Source organism: Streptomyces sp. L2 (assembly GCF_004124325.1).
Lineage (GTDB): Bacteria > Actinomycetota > Actinomycetes > Streptomycetales > Streptomycetaceae > Streptomyces.
The window spans coordinates 5,154,666-5,169,637 of record NZ_QBDT01000001.1; the positions used below are offsets into that span (position 1 = coordinate 5,154,666).

The 14,972-nt window shown below is 71.5% G+C and carries 12 protein-coding genes; 4 read left to right on the top strand and 8 right to left on the bottom strand.

Features of this window, described 5'->3' with window-relative positions:
- Positions 1–95 precede the first annotated feature (95 nt).
- On the bottom strand, positions 96–917 hold the full coding sequence (locus DBP14_RS23050) for a siderophore-interacting protein (protein WP_129309048.1): 822 nt from the start codon (positions 915–917) through the stop codon (positions 96–98).
- Between the two features lie 101 nt (positions 918–1,018).
- A complete protein-coding gene (locus DBP14_RS23055) occupies positions 1,019–2,071 on the bottom strand; it encodes an ABC transporter substrate-binding protein (RefSeq protein ID WP_277752729.1) in 1,053 nt (350 codons plus the stop codon).
- Between the two features lie 119 nt (positions 2,072–2,190).
- Here DBP14_RS23055 and DBP14_RS23060 point away from each other — a divergent pair, with 119 nt between their 5' ends.
- Positions 2,191–3,114, top strand: coding sequence for an immunity 49 family protein (locus tag DBP14_RS23060; RefSeq protein ID WP_347239663.1), 924 nt, complete (start codon positions 2,191–2,193; stop codon positions 3,112–3,114).
- Positions 3,115–3,172: 58 nt separating this feature from the next.
- Here the strand turns inward: DBP14_RS23060 and DBP14_RS23065 are convergent, their stop codons facing one another.
- The 4 genes from DBP14_RS23065 to DBP14_RS23080 are packed head-to-tail and all read right to left on the bottom strand — an operon-like array spanning position 3,173 to position 8,884.
- Positions 3,173–4,333 (bottom strand): acyl-CoA dehydrogenase family protein, encoded by a 1,161-nt coding sequence (locus DBP14_RS23065; protein ID WP_129309050.1) that lies wholly within the window; start codon positions 4,331–4,333, stop codon positions 3,173–3,175.
- Between the two features lie 5 nt (positions 4,334–4,338).
- Positions 4,339–5,295: a hydroxymethylglutaryl-CoA lyase gene (locus DBP14_RS23070; RefSeq protein ID WP_129309051.1), complete on the bottom strand. Its 957-nt coding sequence runs from the start codon at positions 5,293–5,295 to the stop codon at positions 4,339–4,341.
- Entirely contained in the window at positions 5,292–7,256 is a 1,965-nt protein-coding gene (locus DBP14_RS23075; RefSeq protein ID WP_129309052.1) for an acetyl/propionyl/methylcrotonyl-CoA carboxylase subunit alpha, read from the bottom strand. Before DBP14_RS23075 ends, DBP14_RS23070 begins: the two co-directional genes overlap by 4 nt.
- An 11-nt stretch (positions 7,257–7,267) precedes the next feature.
- Positions 7,268–8,884: a carboxyl transferase domain-containing protein gene (locus DBP14_RS23080; protein ID WP_129309053.1), complete on the bottom strand. Its 1,617-nt coding sequence runs from the start codon at positions 8,882–8,884 to the stop codon at positions 7,268–7,270.
- 96 nt (positions 8,885–8,980) lie between these two features.
- On the opposite strand from DBP14_RS23080, the gene DBP14_RS23085 reads away from it, so the two are divergent.
- The 3 genes from DBP14_RS23085 to tesB all read left to right on the top strand — a co-directional run bounded on the left by DBP14_RS23085 (position 8,981) and on the right by tesB (position 11,904).
- Complete coding sequence (locus tag DBP14_RS23085; protein WP_129309054.1) at positions 8,981–9,598, top strand: TetR/AcrR family transcriptional regulator; 618 nt, start codon at positions 8,981–8,983, stop codon at positions 9,596–9,598.
- A 244-nt stretch (positions 9,599–9,842) separates the two neighbouring features.
- Complete coding sequence (locus DBP14_RS23090; RefSeq protein WP_129309055.1) at positions 9,843–11,000, top strand: acyl-CoA dehydrogenase family protein; 1,158 nt, start codon at positions 9,843–9,845, stop codon at positions 10,998–11,000.
- Between the two features lie 37 nt (positions 11,001–11,037).
- Complete coding sequence (gene tesB / locus DBP14_RS23095; protein WP_129309056.1) at positions 11,038–11,904, top strand: acyl-CoA thioesterase II; 867 nt, start codon at positions 11,038–11,040, stop codon at positions 11,902–11,904.
- A gap of 62 nt (positions 11,905–11,966) precedes the next feature.
- On the opposite strand, the gene DBP14_RS23100 is transcribed toward tesB, so the two are convergent.
- Both DBP14_RS23100 and DBP14_RS23105 read right to left on the bottom strand, forming a co-directional pair.
- Positions 11,967–14,258, bottom strand: a complete 2,292-nt coding sequence (locus tag DBP14_RS23100) for an ABC transporter permease (RefSeq protein ID WP_129309057.1) — start codon at positions 14,256–14,258, stop codon at positions 11,967–11,969.
- Positions 14,255–14,872: an ABC transporter ATP-binding protein gene (locus DBP14_RS23105; protein WP_241741010.1), complete on the bottom strand. Its 618-nt coding sequence runs from the start codon at positions 14,870–14,872 to the stop codon at positions 14,255–14,257. Before DBP14_RS23105 ends, DBP14_RS23100 begins: the two co-directional genes overlap by 4 nt.
- Positions 14,873–14,972: the final 100 nt, after the last annotated feature.

The following is a 14,972-nucleotide window of genomic DNA, read 5'->3' on the forward strand; positions in this document are numbered from 1 at the left end:
AAGTGGGCTTCGACGGCTTTAACTTAGGTTAGCCTAACCTAAGTTTCTGATTCATGGGCATGCGTATGCCCCGACCGCCGTGCGGCCGGGGCCGGTTACTCGCCGGCCGCCCGCAACTGCTCCTCGGTCATCCCCTGCCGCCAGTACCCGACGAAGGTGACCCGGCGGCGGTCGACGCCCCGCTCGCCGACGAAGTGCCGGCGCAGTGCCTTCACCCGCCCGGACTCGCCCGCGATCCACACGTACGGCCGCTCGGCGTGCGGCAGCCGCGCCGCCCGTACCGGGTCGACGGCCATGGGGGCCCCGTCGTGCCGTACCAGCCAGGTGATCTCCGCGTCCGCCCTCGTCGCCACGTCCTGGATGTCCCCGGCGCGCGGCACCTCCAGCCAGGCACGCACCCGCGTCCCGGCGGGCAGGGCCTCAAGGATCGCGGTCGCCGCGGGTACGGCGGTCTCGTCACCCCACATCACCACCAGATCGGTCCCCTCCGGCGGCCGGAACCGGATCGCCCGGTTGTCGGCCACCACCGGACCGAGCACCAGCACCCGGTCCCCGGCGCCGGCCCGCCCGGCCCACGAGGACGCGGGCCCCACCCCGTGCAGCGCGAAGTCGACGTCGATCTCGTCCGGCTCCCGCCGCAACGCCCGCAAGGTGTACGACCGCATCACAGCCCGCACCCCCTCAGGCAACTCCCGCCACGCCTGCCACCACCCGTCCCCGAGATCGAGGGGAACGACGGGTTCGACCTGCCCCGGCTGCGGCAGAAAGAGCGACAGCGACTGATCGCACCCGAGCGACTGGAACGCTTCCAACTCCGGTCCACCGAAAGTAACCCGAACGAGAGAAGGTCCGAGCCGCAGAGTGCGGACCACGTGAAGCGAGAAGAACCGGTACGGCGATGCAACGGCGGTAGTCATAAGGGCTCCTGAATGGGCGGTGCATTTCAAGTACGGCGGCTACGGCGCGCCCCGAAGGGGCGCGGGGAACTGCGCGACAAGCCCCCACGCACCCGCAGAAATCAACGAACCTTCTTCGCCTTCTCCAGCGCTGCGGCCAACTCCGTAAGCAACGGAACACACTTGTCGTAAGACAAGATGGGCTCGGGCGACCGCCCGATAACCTGCCCCGCCCGCACCGCAGGCAACTTCCTCCACGTCCCCTTACTGATATCAGCGGGCTGAATCGCAGAGGACCGGTCATCCATCATGATGATGTCCGCCCGGTACTTGTCCACGTTCTCCCAGCTCAGCGACTCATACCACCCACCCCCCCGCTTCTTCGCACTCTCCGGCGGCTCCACGAAGTTCACCCCGAGCGCCTTGAAGTACTCCAGGTCGATGGACAGATGGGTACCGGACACATAAAAGAGCTGGTCGCTCGCGGACCCGGCCATCACCCTGATATCCGGCTTGGCCTTGGCCGCCGCCCGCAGCCGCCCCGCCGCCTCCTCGAACCGCTTCTTCGCGTCGACCGCCTTCGCCGCCTTCATGTCGCCGCCGAGCGACTCGGCCAGTGCCCACATGCGCTGGAGCGGCTGGGTGAGCTGACGGTCGTAGACGGAGATGCCGACGCTGGGCGCGAGTTGGGCGATCTTCTTCTTCGACTCCTCCGGGACGTACCAGAGGGTTCCGGCGTCGTCGAACATCGTGGAGATCAGCACGTCCGGCGCGAGGGAGGCGTACTTCTCGATGTTGAACTGCCCCCAGCTGTTGCCGAGGACGGTCACCTTGCTGACGTCCATGTCGCCGGCCTGGACGTCGGGCTTGCCGTCCTTGGTCGTCGTCGGGCCGAAGACGCCCTTGACCTGGACGCCGTAATCATGGAGGGCCGCGCCGACGCCGGTGAAGGCGACGATGTTCGCCGGGACCTTGTCCAGCTTCACCGTCGTACCGCGGTCGTCCTTGAAGCTCCAGGGGCCGGACGGCCCGCCCTTGGCCGCGGTCCCGGCACCGCCGCTGCCGCTTTTCTCGTCCCCGCAGGCGGCGAGCGCGGCGCCGAGTCCGAGGGCGCCGCCCGCGGCGAGGAGGCCGCGACGGGTGAGGGAGGGGGCAGGGCTACGGAACATGGGCATGGCTGCTTTCGACCGGGGCGGGACGCCCGCCGGACACGTTGAAGATAGGTTAGCCTAACCTCACTAAACGTCCAGAGGGTGTGGCGGCGATGTCGGCGCCCGGTGCCAGGATGATGTCCATGACGATCATCGAAGTGGCCGGCCACGAGGTGAGTGAGCGGCGGATCGAGCAGGCGCTGGAGGGCATCGAGCGGCGGGTGCACAGCCGCTGGCACACGATGCGCTACGACTGCTACGCGGACGAGGAACTGCGGGCCACGCGGGACGACCTCCTGGACCACGTCGGCGCCCGCACGCGGACGGACCCCCAGCTCGGCGCCGGCCCCTCGCGCCTCGCGCTGCGCACCGCGGCGGAGTGCGCCCTGGGCTACCTGGACCTCGGCTCCTTTCCCGACGGAGACCAGGAGATCCCGTTCCCCCTCATCCAAGAGAGCCTCAGCAGCGAGGATCTGGCTTTGGGCGAGGTGGTGGAGCACGCGTCCACCGCCGGGGGCTGGCTGGACGCCTTCGCGCTGTGCGTGGTCAGCGGCCTGGTCCGGGAAGGCGACCGCGCCATCGGGCTCGTCCTGCGGAACGACCACGCGCCCGCCATCCGCGACGGGGTGCCCTACTCGAAGCTGGACTCCGTCTCGGACCCGGGTGAGCTGGCGGAGATGGACACCCTCGCCTGCTATCTGACCGAAGCGTCCGGGCACCTGCCCCGGGACTGGCCGGCGCGGACGCTGTGCATGCCGGAGGTCGACGAACGCCTCGACGGCGCGCTGCTGCTGAACGCCCTCGGTGAACTGAAGCCGGACCAGCGGCTGTTGCGGGTGCTCCTGGAGGACAACCAGCCGGCGTTCGAGCAGGCGCTGGAGCGGCGTCTCGTCCAGCACCGGGAGAGCGTGCCCCCGGACGCGCCGCCCCGGAGCCTGCTCCCGCTGAAGACCATTGCCCTGGCGGCGCTGGCGGTCCAGGTGCACGGCTGGGACCTGAACGTCCGTTCGGCCTACCTGCCGCAGGGCCTGCTGAACGCCCCGGACGAGCTGGCCTCCGCCGGCTGACGGCGCCGACCGCCCGGGCGGTCCGGGCGGTCAGCCCGGTTCGGCGTGCCGGCTCGGCTCAGCCCGCGAGCCCCAGCTCGCGGGCGATCAGCATCCGCTGGACCTCGCTCGTGCCCTCGCCGATCTCCAGGATCTTGGAGTCGCGCCACATGCGGGCCACCGGGTACTCGTTCATGAAGCCGTAGCCGCCGTGGACCTGGGTGGCCTCGCGGGCGTTGTCGACGGCGACCGTGGAGGAGTACAGCTTGGCCATCGCCGCCTCCTTCTTGAACGGCTCGCCGGCCACCAGCCGGTACGCGGCGTCGCGCCAGGCGAGCCGGGCCGTGTGGGCCTTCAGCTCCATGTCGGCGATCTTGAACTGGATCGCCTGGTTGGCGCCGATCGGCTTGCCGAAGGCGTGCCGCTCCTGGGCGTACTTGACCGACTCGTCCACACAGCCCTGGGCCAGACCCGTGGCGAGGGCGGCGATGGCGATGCGGCCCTCGTCCAGGATGCGCAGGAACTGCGCGTAGCCACGGCCCTCCTCGCCGAGCAGGTTGGCCGCCGGGACGCGGACGTCCTGGAAGGACAGCTCTCGGGTGTCGGAGGCGTTCCAGCCGACCTTGGAGTAGGGCGCGGCGACCGTGAAGCCCGGAGTGCCGGACGGGACGATGATCGCCGAGATCCGCGGGCGGCCGTCGGGCTTGCGGCCGGTGACGGCGGTGACCGTGACCAGGCCGGTGATGTCGGTGCCCGAATTGGTGATGAAGCACTTGGTGCCGTTGATCACCCATTCGTTGGTGTCCGGGGCGAGGCGGGCCGTGGTGCGGGTGGCGCCCGCGTCGCTGCCGCCGTCCGGCTCGGTCAGGCCGAACGCGCCCAGCATCTCGCCCGAGCACAGGCGGGGCAGCCACTCGCGCTTCTGCTCCTCGGTGCCGAACAGGTGCAGCGGCATCGCGCCGAGGGAGACGCCGGCCTCCAGAGTGATCGCCACCGAGGAGTCCACCCGGGCCAGTTCCTCCAGGGCGATGCCGAGGGCCAGGTAGTCGCCGCCCATGCCGCCGTACTCCTCGGGGAACGGCAGGCCGAACAGGCCCATGCGGCCCATCTCGCGGACGATCTCGTAGGGGAACTCGTGGCGCTCGTAGAAGTCGCCGATCTTCGGCGCCACGACGTCGTGCGCGAACGCCTCCACCGTGCGGCGGAGTTCCTCCAGCTCGGGGCTGAGACGGTGGTCCATGCTGATCACTTGTCCTTGTGGGGCTGTGTCGTTGTGCCGAGGGCGCGGACGGTGCGGGACGGGCTGGGCCGGCCCAGCTGTTCGGCCATCCACACGCTCGTGGCGGTCAGACGGCCGAGGTCGACCCCGGTCTCGATGCCGAGGCCGTGCAGCATCCAGACGAGGTCTTCGGTGGCGAGGTTGCCGGTGGCGGACTTGGCGTACGGGCAGCCGCCGAGGCCGCCGGCGGAGGCGTCGACCGTGGTCACGCCGTGCTGCAGGGCCGCGTACGTGTTGGCGAGCGCCTGGCCGTACGTGTCGTGGAAGTGGACGCCGATCGTGTCCGTGCCCACGCCCGCCTCGTTCAACTGCCCGAGCAGCGCGCGCACATGGCCCGGGGTGGCCACGCCGATCGTGTCGCCGAGGCTCAGTTCGTCGCAGCCCATGTCGCGCAGGGCCGTGCAGACGCGGACCACCTGGGGGAGGGGGACGCCGCCCTCCCAGGGGTCGCCGAAGCACATCGAGACGTAGCCGCGCACACGTACCCCGGCGTCCTTGGCCTGGCGGACCACTGGCTCGAACACGGCGAGGGACTCCTCCAGCGTCCGATTGAGGTTGGCCTTGGCGAAGGACTCGGTGGCGCTGGCGAACACCGCGATGCCGCGGGCGCCCAGCGCGAGGGCCCGGTCCAGGCCGCGCTGGTTGGGGACGAGGACCGGCAGGTCCGCGTCGAGGCCGGAGACCTGCGGGAACAGGTCCTCGGCATCGGCCAGTTGGGGCACCCACTTGGGGTGGACGAAGCTCGTCGCCTCGATCGTCGTCAGGCCCGCGTCGGCCAGCCGGCGGATGAACTCCGCCTTCACCGGCGTCGGCACGGCCCCCTTCTCGTTCTGCAGCCCGTCGCGCGCGCCGACCTCGTAGATCCGCACCCGGGCGGGGAGGTCCGGGGCCGGGACGGTCATCGGCAGTCCGTCGGTGCTCACTGCGCCGCCTCCTCGGTGGGTGCGATGACGGCCAGCACCTGGTCCATCGCGACCGTCGAACCCGGGGTCACGTCCAGTTCGGCGACCGTGCCGGCGTGCGGCGCGGAGATGACGTGCTCCATCTTCATCGCCTCCACGACCAGCAGGCTCTGCCCGGCGGCCACCTCGTCGCCGACGGCGACCTTCACCACCGTCACCGTGCCGGGCATCGGCGCGGTGAGGGAGTCGGCGCCCGCGTGCGCGGCGCCGGTGAGGGACGCGGCCACCGGATCGTGGTCGCGGACCTGCCAGGCGTCGCCGTCCCGGCCCAGCCAGTCGGCGGCCCGGTGGAAGGTGTGCCGGACGCCGTCCAGGGTGACGGTCACCCGGTCGCCGGTGACGGTGTGCGCGCCGCGCGGGGTGTACGCCACCGGGTCCTGCGCCCGCAGGTGGAAGACGGGCGGCTTCGGGGTGCCGCCGAGACGGAAGCCGCTCGGCACCGAGAACGGGTCGGTCCAGCCCGCCGTGCTCGGCTGGAGGGCGTCCAGGCGGACGGCCGCCGCCGCCTCGTACACCTCCTCCGGTACGTCCGTGGAGACCAGGTCGTCCACCACCCGCTCGACCAGGCCGGTGTCCAGCGCGCCCGCCACGACCGCCGGATGGGCCAGCAGCCGGCGCAGGAAGCCCGCGTTGGTCTGCACGCCCAGCGTGACCGTGGCCGCGAGGGCCGACCGGAGCTTGCGCAGCGCGGTCTCGCGGTCGGGGCCGTAGGCGATCACCTTGGACAGCATCGGGTCGTACAGGCTGCCGACCTCGGTGCCCTCGCTGAGCCCGGAGTCGGTGCGGACACCGTCGCCCTGCGGCTCGGCCAGCGCCAGCACCGTGCCGCCGGACGGCAGGAAGCCGCGCGCGGGGTCCTCCGCGCAGATGCGGGCCTCCACCGCGTGCCCGGTGAGGGTGATGTCCTCCTGGGCGAAGCCCAGATGCTGCCCGGCCGCCACCCGCAGCTGCCACTCCACCAGGTCGACGCCGGTGACCAGCTCGGTGACCGGGTGCTCCACCTGGAGACGGGTGTTCATCTCCATGAAGTAGAACGACGACACGGGGGGTTCGGGGGGTGTCCCCCCGACAGGCACAGTGCCGCCCGGCACGATGAACTCCACCGTGCCCGCGCCCCGGTACCCGCAGGAGCGGGCCGCCTGCACGGCCGCCTCGCCCATCGCGGCCCGGATCTCCTCGTCGAGGAGCACACTGGGCGCCTCCTCGATGATCTTCTGGTGGCGGCGCTGCAGCGAGCACTCGCGCTCGCCCAGGTGGACCACGTTGCCGTGGCCGTCCGCCAGCACCTGGATCTCGATGTGCCGGGGGGTGTCCACCCAGCGCTCGACCAGGAGCGTGTCGTCGCCGAAGGAGGCGCGGGCCTCGCGGCGGGCGGCGGCGATCTCCTGCGCCAGCTTCTCGGCATCCCGCACCAGGCGCATGCCCTTGCCGCCACCGCCGGCCGACGGCTTCAGCAGCACCGGCGTCCCGATCTCGCGGGCCGCCTCGGCGAGCTGCTCGTCCGTCAGCCCGCTGCCGCTGGAGCCGGGCACGACCGGGACCCCGGCCGCCTTCACCGTCTCCTTGGCGCGGATCTTGTCACCCATCAGGGTGATCGCGTCCGCCGACGGGCCGATGAACACCAGCCCGGCCTCCTCGCACGCCCGCGCGAAGGCCGCGTTCTCGGCGAGGAACCCGTACCCCGGGTGGACGGCCTGCGCGCCGGAACGGGCGGCGGCCTGAAGGATGTTGTCGATGGACAGATAGCTCTCCGTCGCGGACGGCGGGCCGATCCGGACCGCCGTGTCGGCCTCGCGCACGTGCCGTGCGTCGGCGTCGGCGTCGGAGAAGACCGCCACCGAACGCACGCCCATGGCACGCAGCGTCCGCATCACCCGGACGGCGATCTCGCCCCGGTTGGCGACCAGCACTGTGTCGAACACGGTTCCTGTCCTCACATCCGGAAGACGCCGAACTGGGGGTCTCCCAGAGGCGCGTTGGCACAGGCGGTCAGGGCGAGCCCGAGCACCTGACGGGTTTCCAGGGGGTCGATCACGCCGTCGTCCCACAGCCGGGCGGTGGCGTAGTAGGCGTTGCCCTGCCGCTCGTACTGGGCGCGGATCGGCGCCTTGAAGGCGTCCTCGTCCTGAGCCGCCCACTCCTCGCCGCGCGCCTCCAACTGGTCGCGCTTGACGGTGGCGAGGACGGAGGCGGCCTGCTCGCCGCCCATGACGGAGATCTTGGCGTTGGGCCACATCCACAGGAATCGGGGGGAGTAGGCCCGGCCGCACATCGAGTAGTTGCCCGCGCCGTACGACCCGCCGACGACGACGGTCAGCTTCGGCACGCGCGTGCACGCCACCGCCGTCACCATCTTGGCGCCGTGCTTGGCGATGCCGCCCGCCTCGTAGTCCTTGCCGACCATGAAGCCGGAGATGTTCTGCAGGAACACCAGCGGGATGCCGCGCTGGTCGCACAGCTCGATGAAGTGGGCGCCCTTCTGGGCGGACTCGCCGAACAGGATGCCGTTGTTGGCGACGATTCCCACCGGGTGTCCGTGGATCCGGGCGAAGCCGGTGATCAGCGTCTGCCCGAACTCGCTCTTGAACTCGGCGAACCGCGAGCCGTCGACCACGCGCGCGATGACCTCCCGCACGTCGTAGGGGGTGCGGGAGTCCACCGGCACCGCGCCGTACAGCCCGGCCGGGTCCACCTTCGGCTCGACGGCCGGCACGACCTCCCAGGGCAGGGACCGCCGGGCCGGGAGCGTGGCGACGATGTTCCGGACGATCCTGAGCGCGTGCGCGTCGTCCTCGGCGAGGTGGTCGGTGACGCCCGAGGTGCGGGAGTGCACCTCGCCGCCGCCCAGCTCCTCGGCGGTCACGACCTCGCCGGTGGCCGCCTTCACCAGGGGTGGGCCGCCCAGGAAGATCGTGCCCTGGTTGCGGACGATCACGGCCTCGTCGCTCATCGCCGGCACGTACGCCCCGCCGGCCGTGCAGGAGCCGAGGACCGCCGCGATCTGCGGGATGCCGGCGCCCGACATGCGGGCCTGGTTGTAGAAGATCCGCCCGAAGTGCTCGCGGTCGGGGAAGACCTCGTCCTGCATCGGCAGGAACGCGCCGCCGGAGTCGACCAGGTACAGGCAGGGGAGGCGGTTCTCCAGGGCCACCTCCTGGGCGCGCAGGTGCTTCTTCACCGTCATCGGGTAGTACGTGCCGCCCTTGACGGTGGCGTCGTTCGCGACGATCACGCACTCGCGCCCGCTGACCCGCCCGATACCGGCGATCACACCGGCGGCCGGGGCCTGGCCGTCGTACATCCCGTCGGCGGCCAGCGGCGCCAGTTCCAGGAACGGCGAGCCCTGGTCGAGCAGGGTGTCCACCCTGTCCCTCGGCAGCAGCTTGCCGCGCGCGGTGTGCCTGGACCTCGCCCGCTCGCCGCCGCCGAGCGCCACCGCGGCCAGCTTGCCGCGCAGCTCCTCGACGAGGGCGAGGTGGGCCTTTTCATTGCCCCGCCAGGCCTCCGACGCGGGATCAGCCGCGCTGTGAAGCTCCGGTGCCTCGTGCATCCTGCGGTACCCCTCACCCAGTGGTCGACTGTTAATGAGCGTTAACCATTCCTCACAGGTTAACGACCGCTAACCTCCCTGTCTAGAATTGGCGGCATGGTCACCAGAACCGACGCCCCCACCCGGCGCGAGCAGATCCTGAAGGAGGCCGCCCGGCTGTTCGCCGAGCGCGGCTTCCACGGTGTCGGGGTCGACGAGATAGGCGCCGCCGTCGGCATCAGCGGCCCCGGCCTCTACCGGCACTTCCCCGGCAAGGACGCCATGCTCGCCGAGCTGCTCGTGGGCATCAGCGGGCAGCTCCTGACGGGCGCGAAGCGGCGCCTTGCGGAGGCGGAGGCGGCGGCCGGGGCGGAGGCCGACGGTGCGGCGGACCCCGCCGCGGTGCTCGACTCCCTCATTGAGGGCCACATCGACTTCGCCCTCGACGACCGCCCCCTCATCACCCTGCACGACCGCGAGCTGGATCGCCTGCGCGACAGCGACCGGAAGCTGGTGCGGCAGTTGCAGCGGCAGTACGTCGAGCTGTGGGTGCAGGTGGTGCGGGAGGTGTATCCCGGGCTGCGGGAGCCTGCGGCGCGGTCGGCCGTGCATTCGGTGTTCGGGCTGCTGAACTCGACGCCACACCTTGGTCGTGCCGGCACGATCCCTGGGCGGGGGGCCATGGCGGGGTTGCTGCACCGGATGGCGCGGGGTGCGTTCGCTGCGGCGGGCTGAGCCGGGAGGGGTGCGGGGCTTCGCCCCGTGCCCCCCTTTCGCCTTCCGGGTGGGGTGGCTGGTCTGTCGTCGGCGGCTGCGGGTGGGTCGTGGTTCTCGCGCAGTTCCCCGCGCCCCTGGGGGGTGTGCGTGACCGGGGTTACGAGGATCGGTTCTTTACTCCTTGTACTACTCGCCGGTACCTTTGTGTGAGCAAGCGCTTAGACAGGGGCTGTCCAGCCAAGGTACGTGGAGGTGGGCGTCAGTGCGCCGTACGGTTTTCAACGAGGATCACGAGGCGTTCCGGGAGACCCTTCGCGCCTTCATCGAGGCCGAGGTCGTTCCCGTCTACGACGAGTGGTTCGCGGCCGGGCAGGCCCCGCGCGACTTCTACTACAAGCTCGGTGAGCTGGGCATCTTCGGCATCAACGTGCCCGAGGAGTTCGGTGGCGCCGGCATGGACAGCCACAAGTTCGAGGCCGTCCTGTACGAGGAGACCGCGCGCGCGGGTGTGCAGTTCGGCGGCTCCGGTGTGCACGTGCTGCTCGCCCTGCCGTACATCAAGATGCTGGCCACGGACGAGCAGAAGAAGCGGTTCCTGCCGAAGTTCGTCACCGGCGAGGAGATGTGGGCCATCGCGATGACGGAGCCGGGCACCGGCTCCGACCTCGCGGGCATGAAGACCACCGCCAAGCTCTCCGAGGACGGCACGCACTACGTCCTCAACGGCGCCAAGACCTTCATCACCGGCGGTGTGCACGCCGACAAGGTCATCGTCTGCGCCCGGACCTCCGCGCCGACCGCCGAGGACCGCCGCCACGGCATCTCCCTGTTCGCCGTGGACACCAAGTCCGAGGGCTACTCCATCGGCCGCAAGCTGGACAAGCTGGGCCTGCGCACCTCCGACACCGCCGAGCTGGCGTTCGTCGACGTGAAGGTGCCGGTCGAGGACCTGCTGGGCGAGGAGAACAAGGGCTTCTACTACCTCGGCCACAACCTGGCGTCCGAGCGCTGGGGCATCGCCTTCGGCGCCTACGCGCAGGCCAAGGCCGCCGTCCGCTTCGCCAAGGAGTACGTGCGGGAGCGCACCGTCTTCGGCAAGCCGGTCGCCCACTTCCAGAACACCAAGTTCGAGCTGGCTGCCTGCCAGGCCGAGGTGGACGCCGCCGAGGCCGTCGCCGACCGCGCGACCGAGGCGCTGGACGCCGGTGAGCTGACCCCCGCCGAGGCCGCCTCCGCGAAGCTGTTCTGCACCGAGGTCGCCCACCGCGTCATCGACCGCTGCCTCCAGCTGCACGGCGGCTACGGCTACATGAACGAGTACCCGATCGCCCGCCTGTACGCGGACAACCGCGTCAACCGCATCTACGGCGGCACCAGCGAAATCATGAAGACGATCATCGCGAAGGACATGGGCCTGTAGGACCACGGGTCATCGCTGGCCTGTACAACTAGATCCCATGAGCCAGGCACTCCAGGATCTCCTCGATCTGCTCGACCTGGAGCAGATCGAGGAGAACATCTTCCGCGGCCAGTCCCGCTCCGCCGTCGTACCCCGCGTCTTCGGCGGGCAGGTCGCGGCGCAGGCGCTGGTCGCCGCCGGGCGCACGGTCCCCGCCGACCGGCCCGCCCACTCGTTGCACGCCTACTTCCTGCGCCCCGGCGACCCGGGCGCGCCGATCGTCTACACGGTCGACCGCATCCGCGACGGCCGCTCGTTCACCACGCGCCGCGTCGTCGCCGTCCAGCACGGCAAGCCGATCTTCCACCTCTCGGCGTCCTTCCAGACGTACGAGGAGGGCCTGGACCACCAGGCGCCGATGCCGGCCTCACCCGACCCGGCGACCCTGCCCACCTCGCAGGAACGCCTGCGCGGCTACGGCCACCTCGGCCCCGAGGTCGTCGAACGTTTCCTGGAGGCGCGCGAGGCGATCGACCTGCGCTACGTCGACGAGCCGCCGTACGGCAGCTTCGGCGAGCCGCGCGAGCCGCACTCGCAGGTGTGGTTCCGCACCAACGGCAAGCTCGACGACGACCCCTTGCTGCACGTCGTCCTCGCCACCTACGTCTCCGACATGACCCTGCTCGACTCGGTCCTGCTCGCGCACGGGCGCGGCGGCTGGGCCGTCGGCGACGTGGTCGGCGCCTCCCTGGACCACGCTATGTGGTTCCACCGCCCGTTCCGCGCCGACGAGTGGCTCCTGTACGACCAGGAGTCCCCGTCGGCCCACGGCGGCCGCGGCCTCGGCCAGGCCCGCATCTACACCCAGGACGGCCGCCTCGCCATCACGGTCATCCAGGAGGGCGTGGTCCGCGTCCCCCGCTGACCACACCGTCCAGGAGGGCATGGCCGGCGTCCCCCGCCGACCACCCCCTCCCCCGGGGGGCTTCAGTCCCTGCGGATCAGCTCCGGGTCGATGCGCCTGCCCACCAGAGGCAGGGTGCCCAGCGTCGCCGCGACCACCACGCCCAGTGCCGCGCACGCCAGCAGCGGGATCCCGGCGAAGTCCCAGCGGACCGCGCCGCCCCCGGTGACGAGATAGCCGGACTCGGCGAGCTTGCCGCTCACCAGGGCGAGGACCAGGCCGATGGTCAGCGGGAGCACCACCTGGGTGCTCTGCACCGCCCGGAGGGTGCGGGTCCGGGCCCCGATGAGGGTGATCGCCGTGATCTGCGCCCGGCGTTCGACGGCCCGGTCCGTCACGGAGACCAGGAACGCCCCGACGCCGATCACCATTCCCATGATCATGCCGAGGACCAGCAGCGTCTCGATGACCGCGATCTGCTGGAGGCTGTCGACGTTGACGCCGACCGGCTCCACGGCGACGGTGGGCGCGACCGCGCCGATGCCGTCGAGGACCGAGCGGACCGTGCCCGGGTCGGAGGTGCTGTCCAGGACGAACGCACCCGACTGCGGCCGGGCGCGCGCGGGCAGCGCCGACGGCGGCAGGATCACCGACGCGCCGCCCACCGCGGAGGGGTCGTAGGGGCGGAAAACGACCGTGGCGGCCGGGATCGTGAGCTTCAGGGACACCTGGCGCCGTCCCTCACGCAGGTGGAACGGGAACGCGGCTCCCGGGCGGATGTCCGGGTCGGCGGCGCTGTTCGGATCGACCAGGCGCATGACCCGCCCCTCCTCGCAGCCGTCGGCCCGCTCGACCAGCCGGGACAACTGGGCGCAGGTGGCGATCAGCGCGGTGGCCTGGGTCGGCACGTCCGATGCCCGGGGGTCGGTCCAGGAGTCCATCGTGACGGCGTGGGCGCGTACCCCCGGCAGTCCGGTCAGCCGGCTCTGCTCCTGCCCGGTGACGGCCGAGAGCGGCAGGGAGTAGTCCTGGACGGGATTGCTCGGCCTGCTGACCTCCTCGAACTCGATCAGCACGCCCTGGGCGAGGGACGCGGCGAACACGAGCAGCACGAGTCCGGTGACGACGCGCATGGTGCTGCCCGGTTCGACCTCGGTGCGGCGCATCGCCAGATTCAGCGTCAGGGACTGCGTGGTGCCGGCCACCTTCCGGGCGAGCAGGTACGACAGCCACGGGAGGGTCAGGACGAGTCCGGCGCCGGTGAGCAGCACGCCGGCCACGACGAGGAGCCCGTTCACGCCGTCGCTCGTGGCGGGGTGGCTCGTGAGCCCGGTCGCGCAGTAGCCCGTGACGACGCCGAGCCCGGTGACCAGCAGCAGGCCGCCCCACCTGCGCGGCGGCTTCGGTACGGCCGTCCGCCGTACCGCCAGCGGATCCGCCGCGGCCTTGCGGGCGCTCGCCCGGCCGGTGAACCAGGCCAGCGCCGGGCAGCCGAGGAGGCAGAGGGCGACAGTCGTCCAGGACAGGGCGCCGTCGGCCGGATACCAGCGCAGGGCGGGCAGGCCGGAGCGGGACATGACCTGGTTGAGGATCCAGTACTCCCCGAGTCCGACGAGTGAGCCGAGCAGCGCCGCGGCGACGGTCTCGGCGGCGTTCACGCGCTGGGTGCCCCGGGTGCTCAGGCCCAGCAGGCGCAGCGAGGCGAGCCGGCGGGTGCGGCTGGCCGCGGAGAGCCGGGCGCAGACCGAGAGGAAGACGGCCAGCGGGAGCAGGACCAGGGTGGCCAGGGCGAAGCGGAGGTTGGTGAGGGTGGAGGGGTCGACGACGGGGACCGGGGCGTAGGGGTAGCCGAAGGATTTCAGGGCCGCGGTGTCGGGATCGCCGGTGATCCGGGACCGGGTCGTGCCGACGTAGGCGTACAGCTCGTCGGGATCCGCGAGGCCGGCCGGGCCGATGAGGCCCTTCTCGCGGCCCGGCAGGAGTCCCTTGAGGGCGGGTTCGGAGCGCAGCAGGACGTGCAGCCGCGGGGAGACGAACAGCTGTCCGGGGCCGGGGAGTTCGCCGAGCCCGGGCGGCGGGGTCCGGTCGCCGTGGCTGCCCGCGGCGATGAAGACCCGGGTGAACGGACTGGATCCGTGCGGGTCCGTCCGCTCCAGGACGAGCGTGGCGCCGGGCCCCGCGTGCCGGGCCGACGTCGTCCGGGGCTCGCGGGCCGCGGCCCGGCCGTCGTGCGCGTCGAGGATCGCCGGGATGGTCAGGACGAGGGCGAGGCAGCACACACCGAGCGAACTGCCCGCCGCCATCAGGAAGAAGCGGACGCGGTTGCCCCGGCCGGCACCGGACAGCAGGCGCAGGCCGAGCAGGAGCTCCCTCACACCGCCTCCCGCGGGGTGAGGACGCCGTCGGCCATCGTGTAACGGCTGTCGGCCCGCGCGGCGACCGCAGGGTCATGCGTCACCAGGACGACGGCGGTGCCCTGGGAGCGTGCCAGGTCCAGGAACTCCTCCAGCACGGCGGAGGCGTTGGCGCTGTCCAGCGAGCCCGTCGGCTCGTCGGCGAAGACGACGGCCGGGCGGTGGACCAGCGCCCGGGCCACGGCGACGCGCTGGCTCTGGCCGCCGGACACCTGTGAGGGCCGCCGTTCCCGCAGCTCGCCGAGTCCGAGACGGTCCAGCACCACGCCTGCCGCCGCCAGTGCGGGCTTCTTGCGCTGCCCCGCGAGGCGGAGGGGGAGCGCGGTGTTCTCCTCGATGGTCAGTTCGGGCAGCAATTCCCCGTACTGGAACACGAATCCGAAGCTCTCCCGGCGCAGCGAACTGATCTGCTCGTCGTCGAGGTCCGCGAGCACCCGCCCCTTGAAACACACCCGCCCCCGCCCCGCCGGCAGAACTCCGGCCAGGCAGTAGAGCAGCGACGACTTCCCCGACCCACTCTGCCCGGTGATCGCGACCACTTCCCCTCGCGCGACCGACAGATGCGCATCGCGCACGGCGAGGTGACTGCCGTAGGAGAGGTCAACTCCCGTGGCAGACAGAATTTCTGACGTAGTGATGACTTCCCCCAAGAAGCGGATGGGCCCAGGTTCGCAC

What these genes read in the sequence shown, in the direction of transcription:
- DBP14_RS23050 (WP_129309048.1), bottom strand. Translation starts at nt 917, where the DNA reads ATGACTACCGCCGTTGCATCGCCGTACCGGTTCTTCTCGCTTCACGTG.
- DBP14_RS23055 (WP_277752729.1), bottom strand. Translation starts at nt 2,071, where the DNA reads ATGCCCATGTTCCGTAGCCCTGCCCCCTCCCTCACCCGTCGCGGCCTC.
- DBP14_RS23060 (WP_347239663.1), top strand. Translation starts at nt 2,191, where the DNA reads ATGACGATCATCGAAGTGGCCGGCCACGAGGTGAGTGAGCGGCGGATC.
- DBP14_RS23065 (WP_129309050.1), bottom strand. Translation starts at nt 4,333, where the DNA reads ATGGACCACCGTCTCAGCCCCGAGCTGGAGGAACTCCGCCGCACGGTG.
- DBP14_RS23080 (WP_129309053.1), bottom strand. Translation starts at nt 8,884, where the DNA reads ATGCACGAGGCACCGGAGCTTCACAGCGCGGCTGATCCCGCGTCGGAG.
- DBP14_RS23085 (WP_129309054.1), top strand. Translation starts at nt 8,981, where the DNA reads ATGGTCACCAGAACCGACGCCCCCACCCGGCGCGAGCAGATCCTGAAG.
- tesB (WP_129309056.1), top strand. Translation starts at nt 11,038, where the DNA reads ATGAGCCAGGCACTCCAGGATCTCCTCGATCTGCTCGACCTGGAGCAG.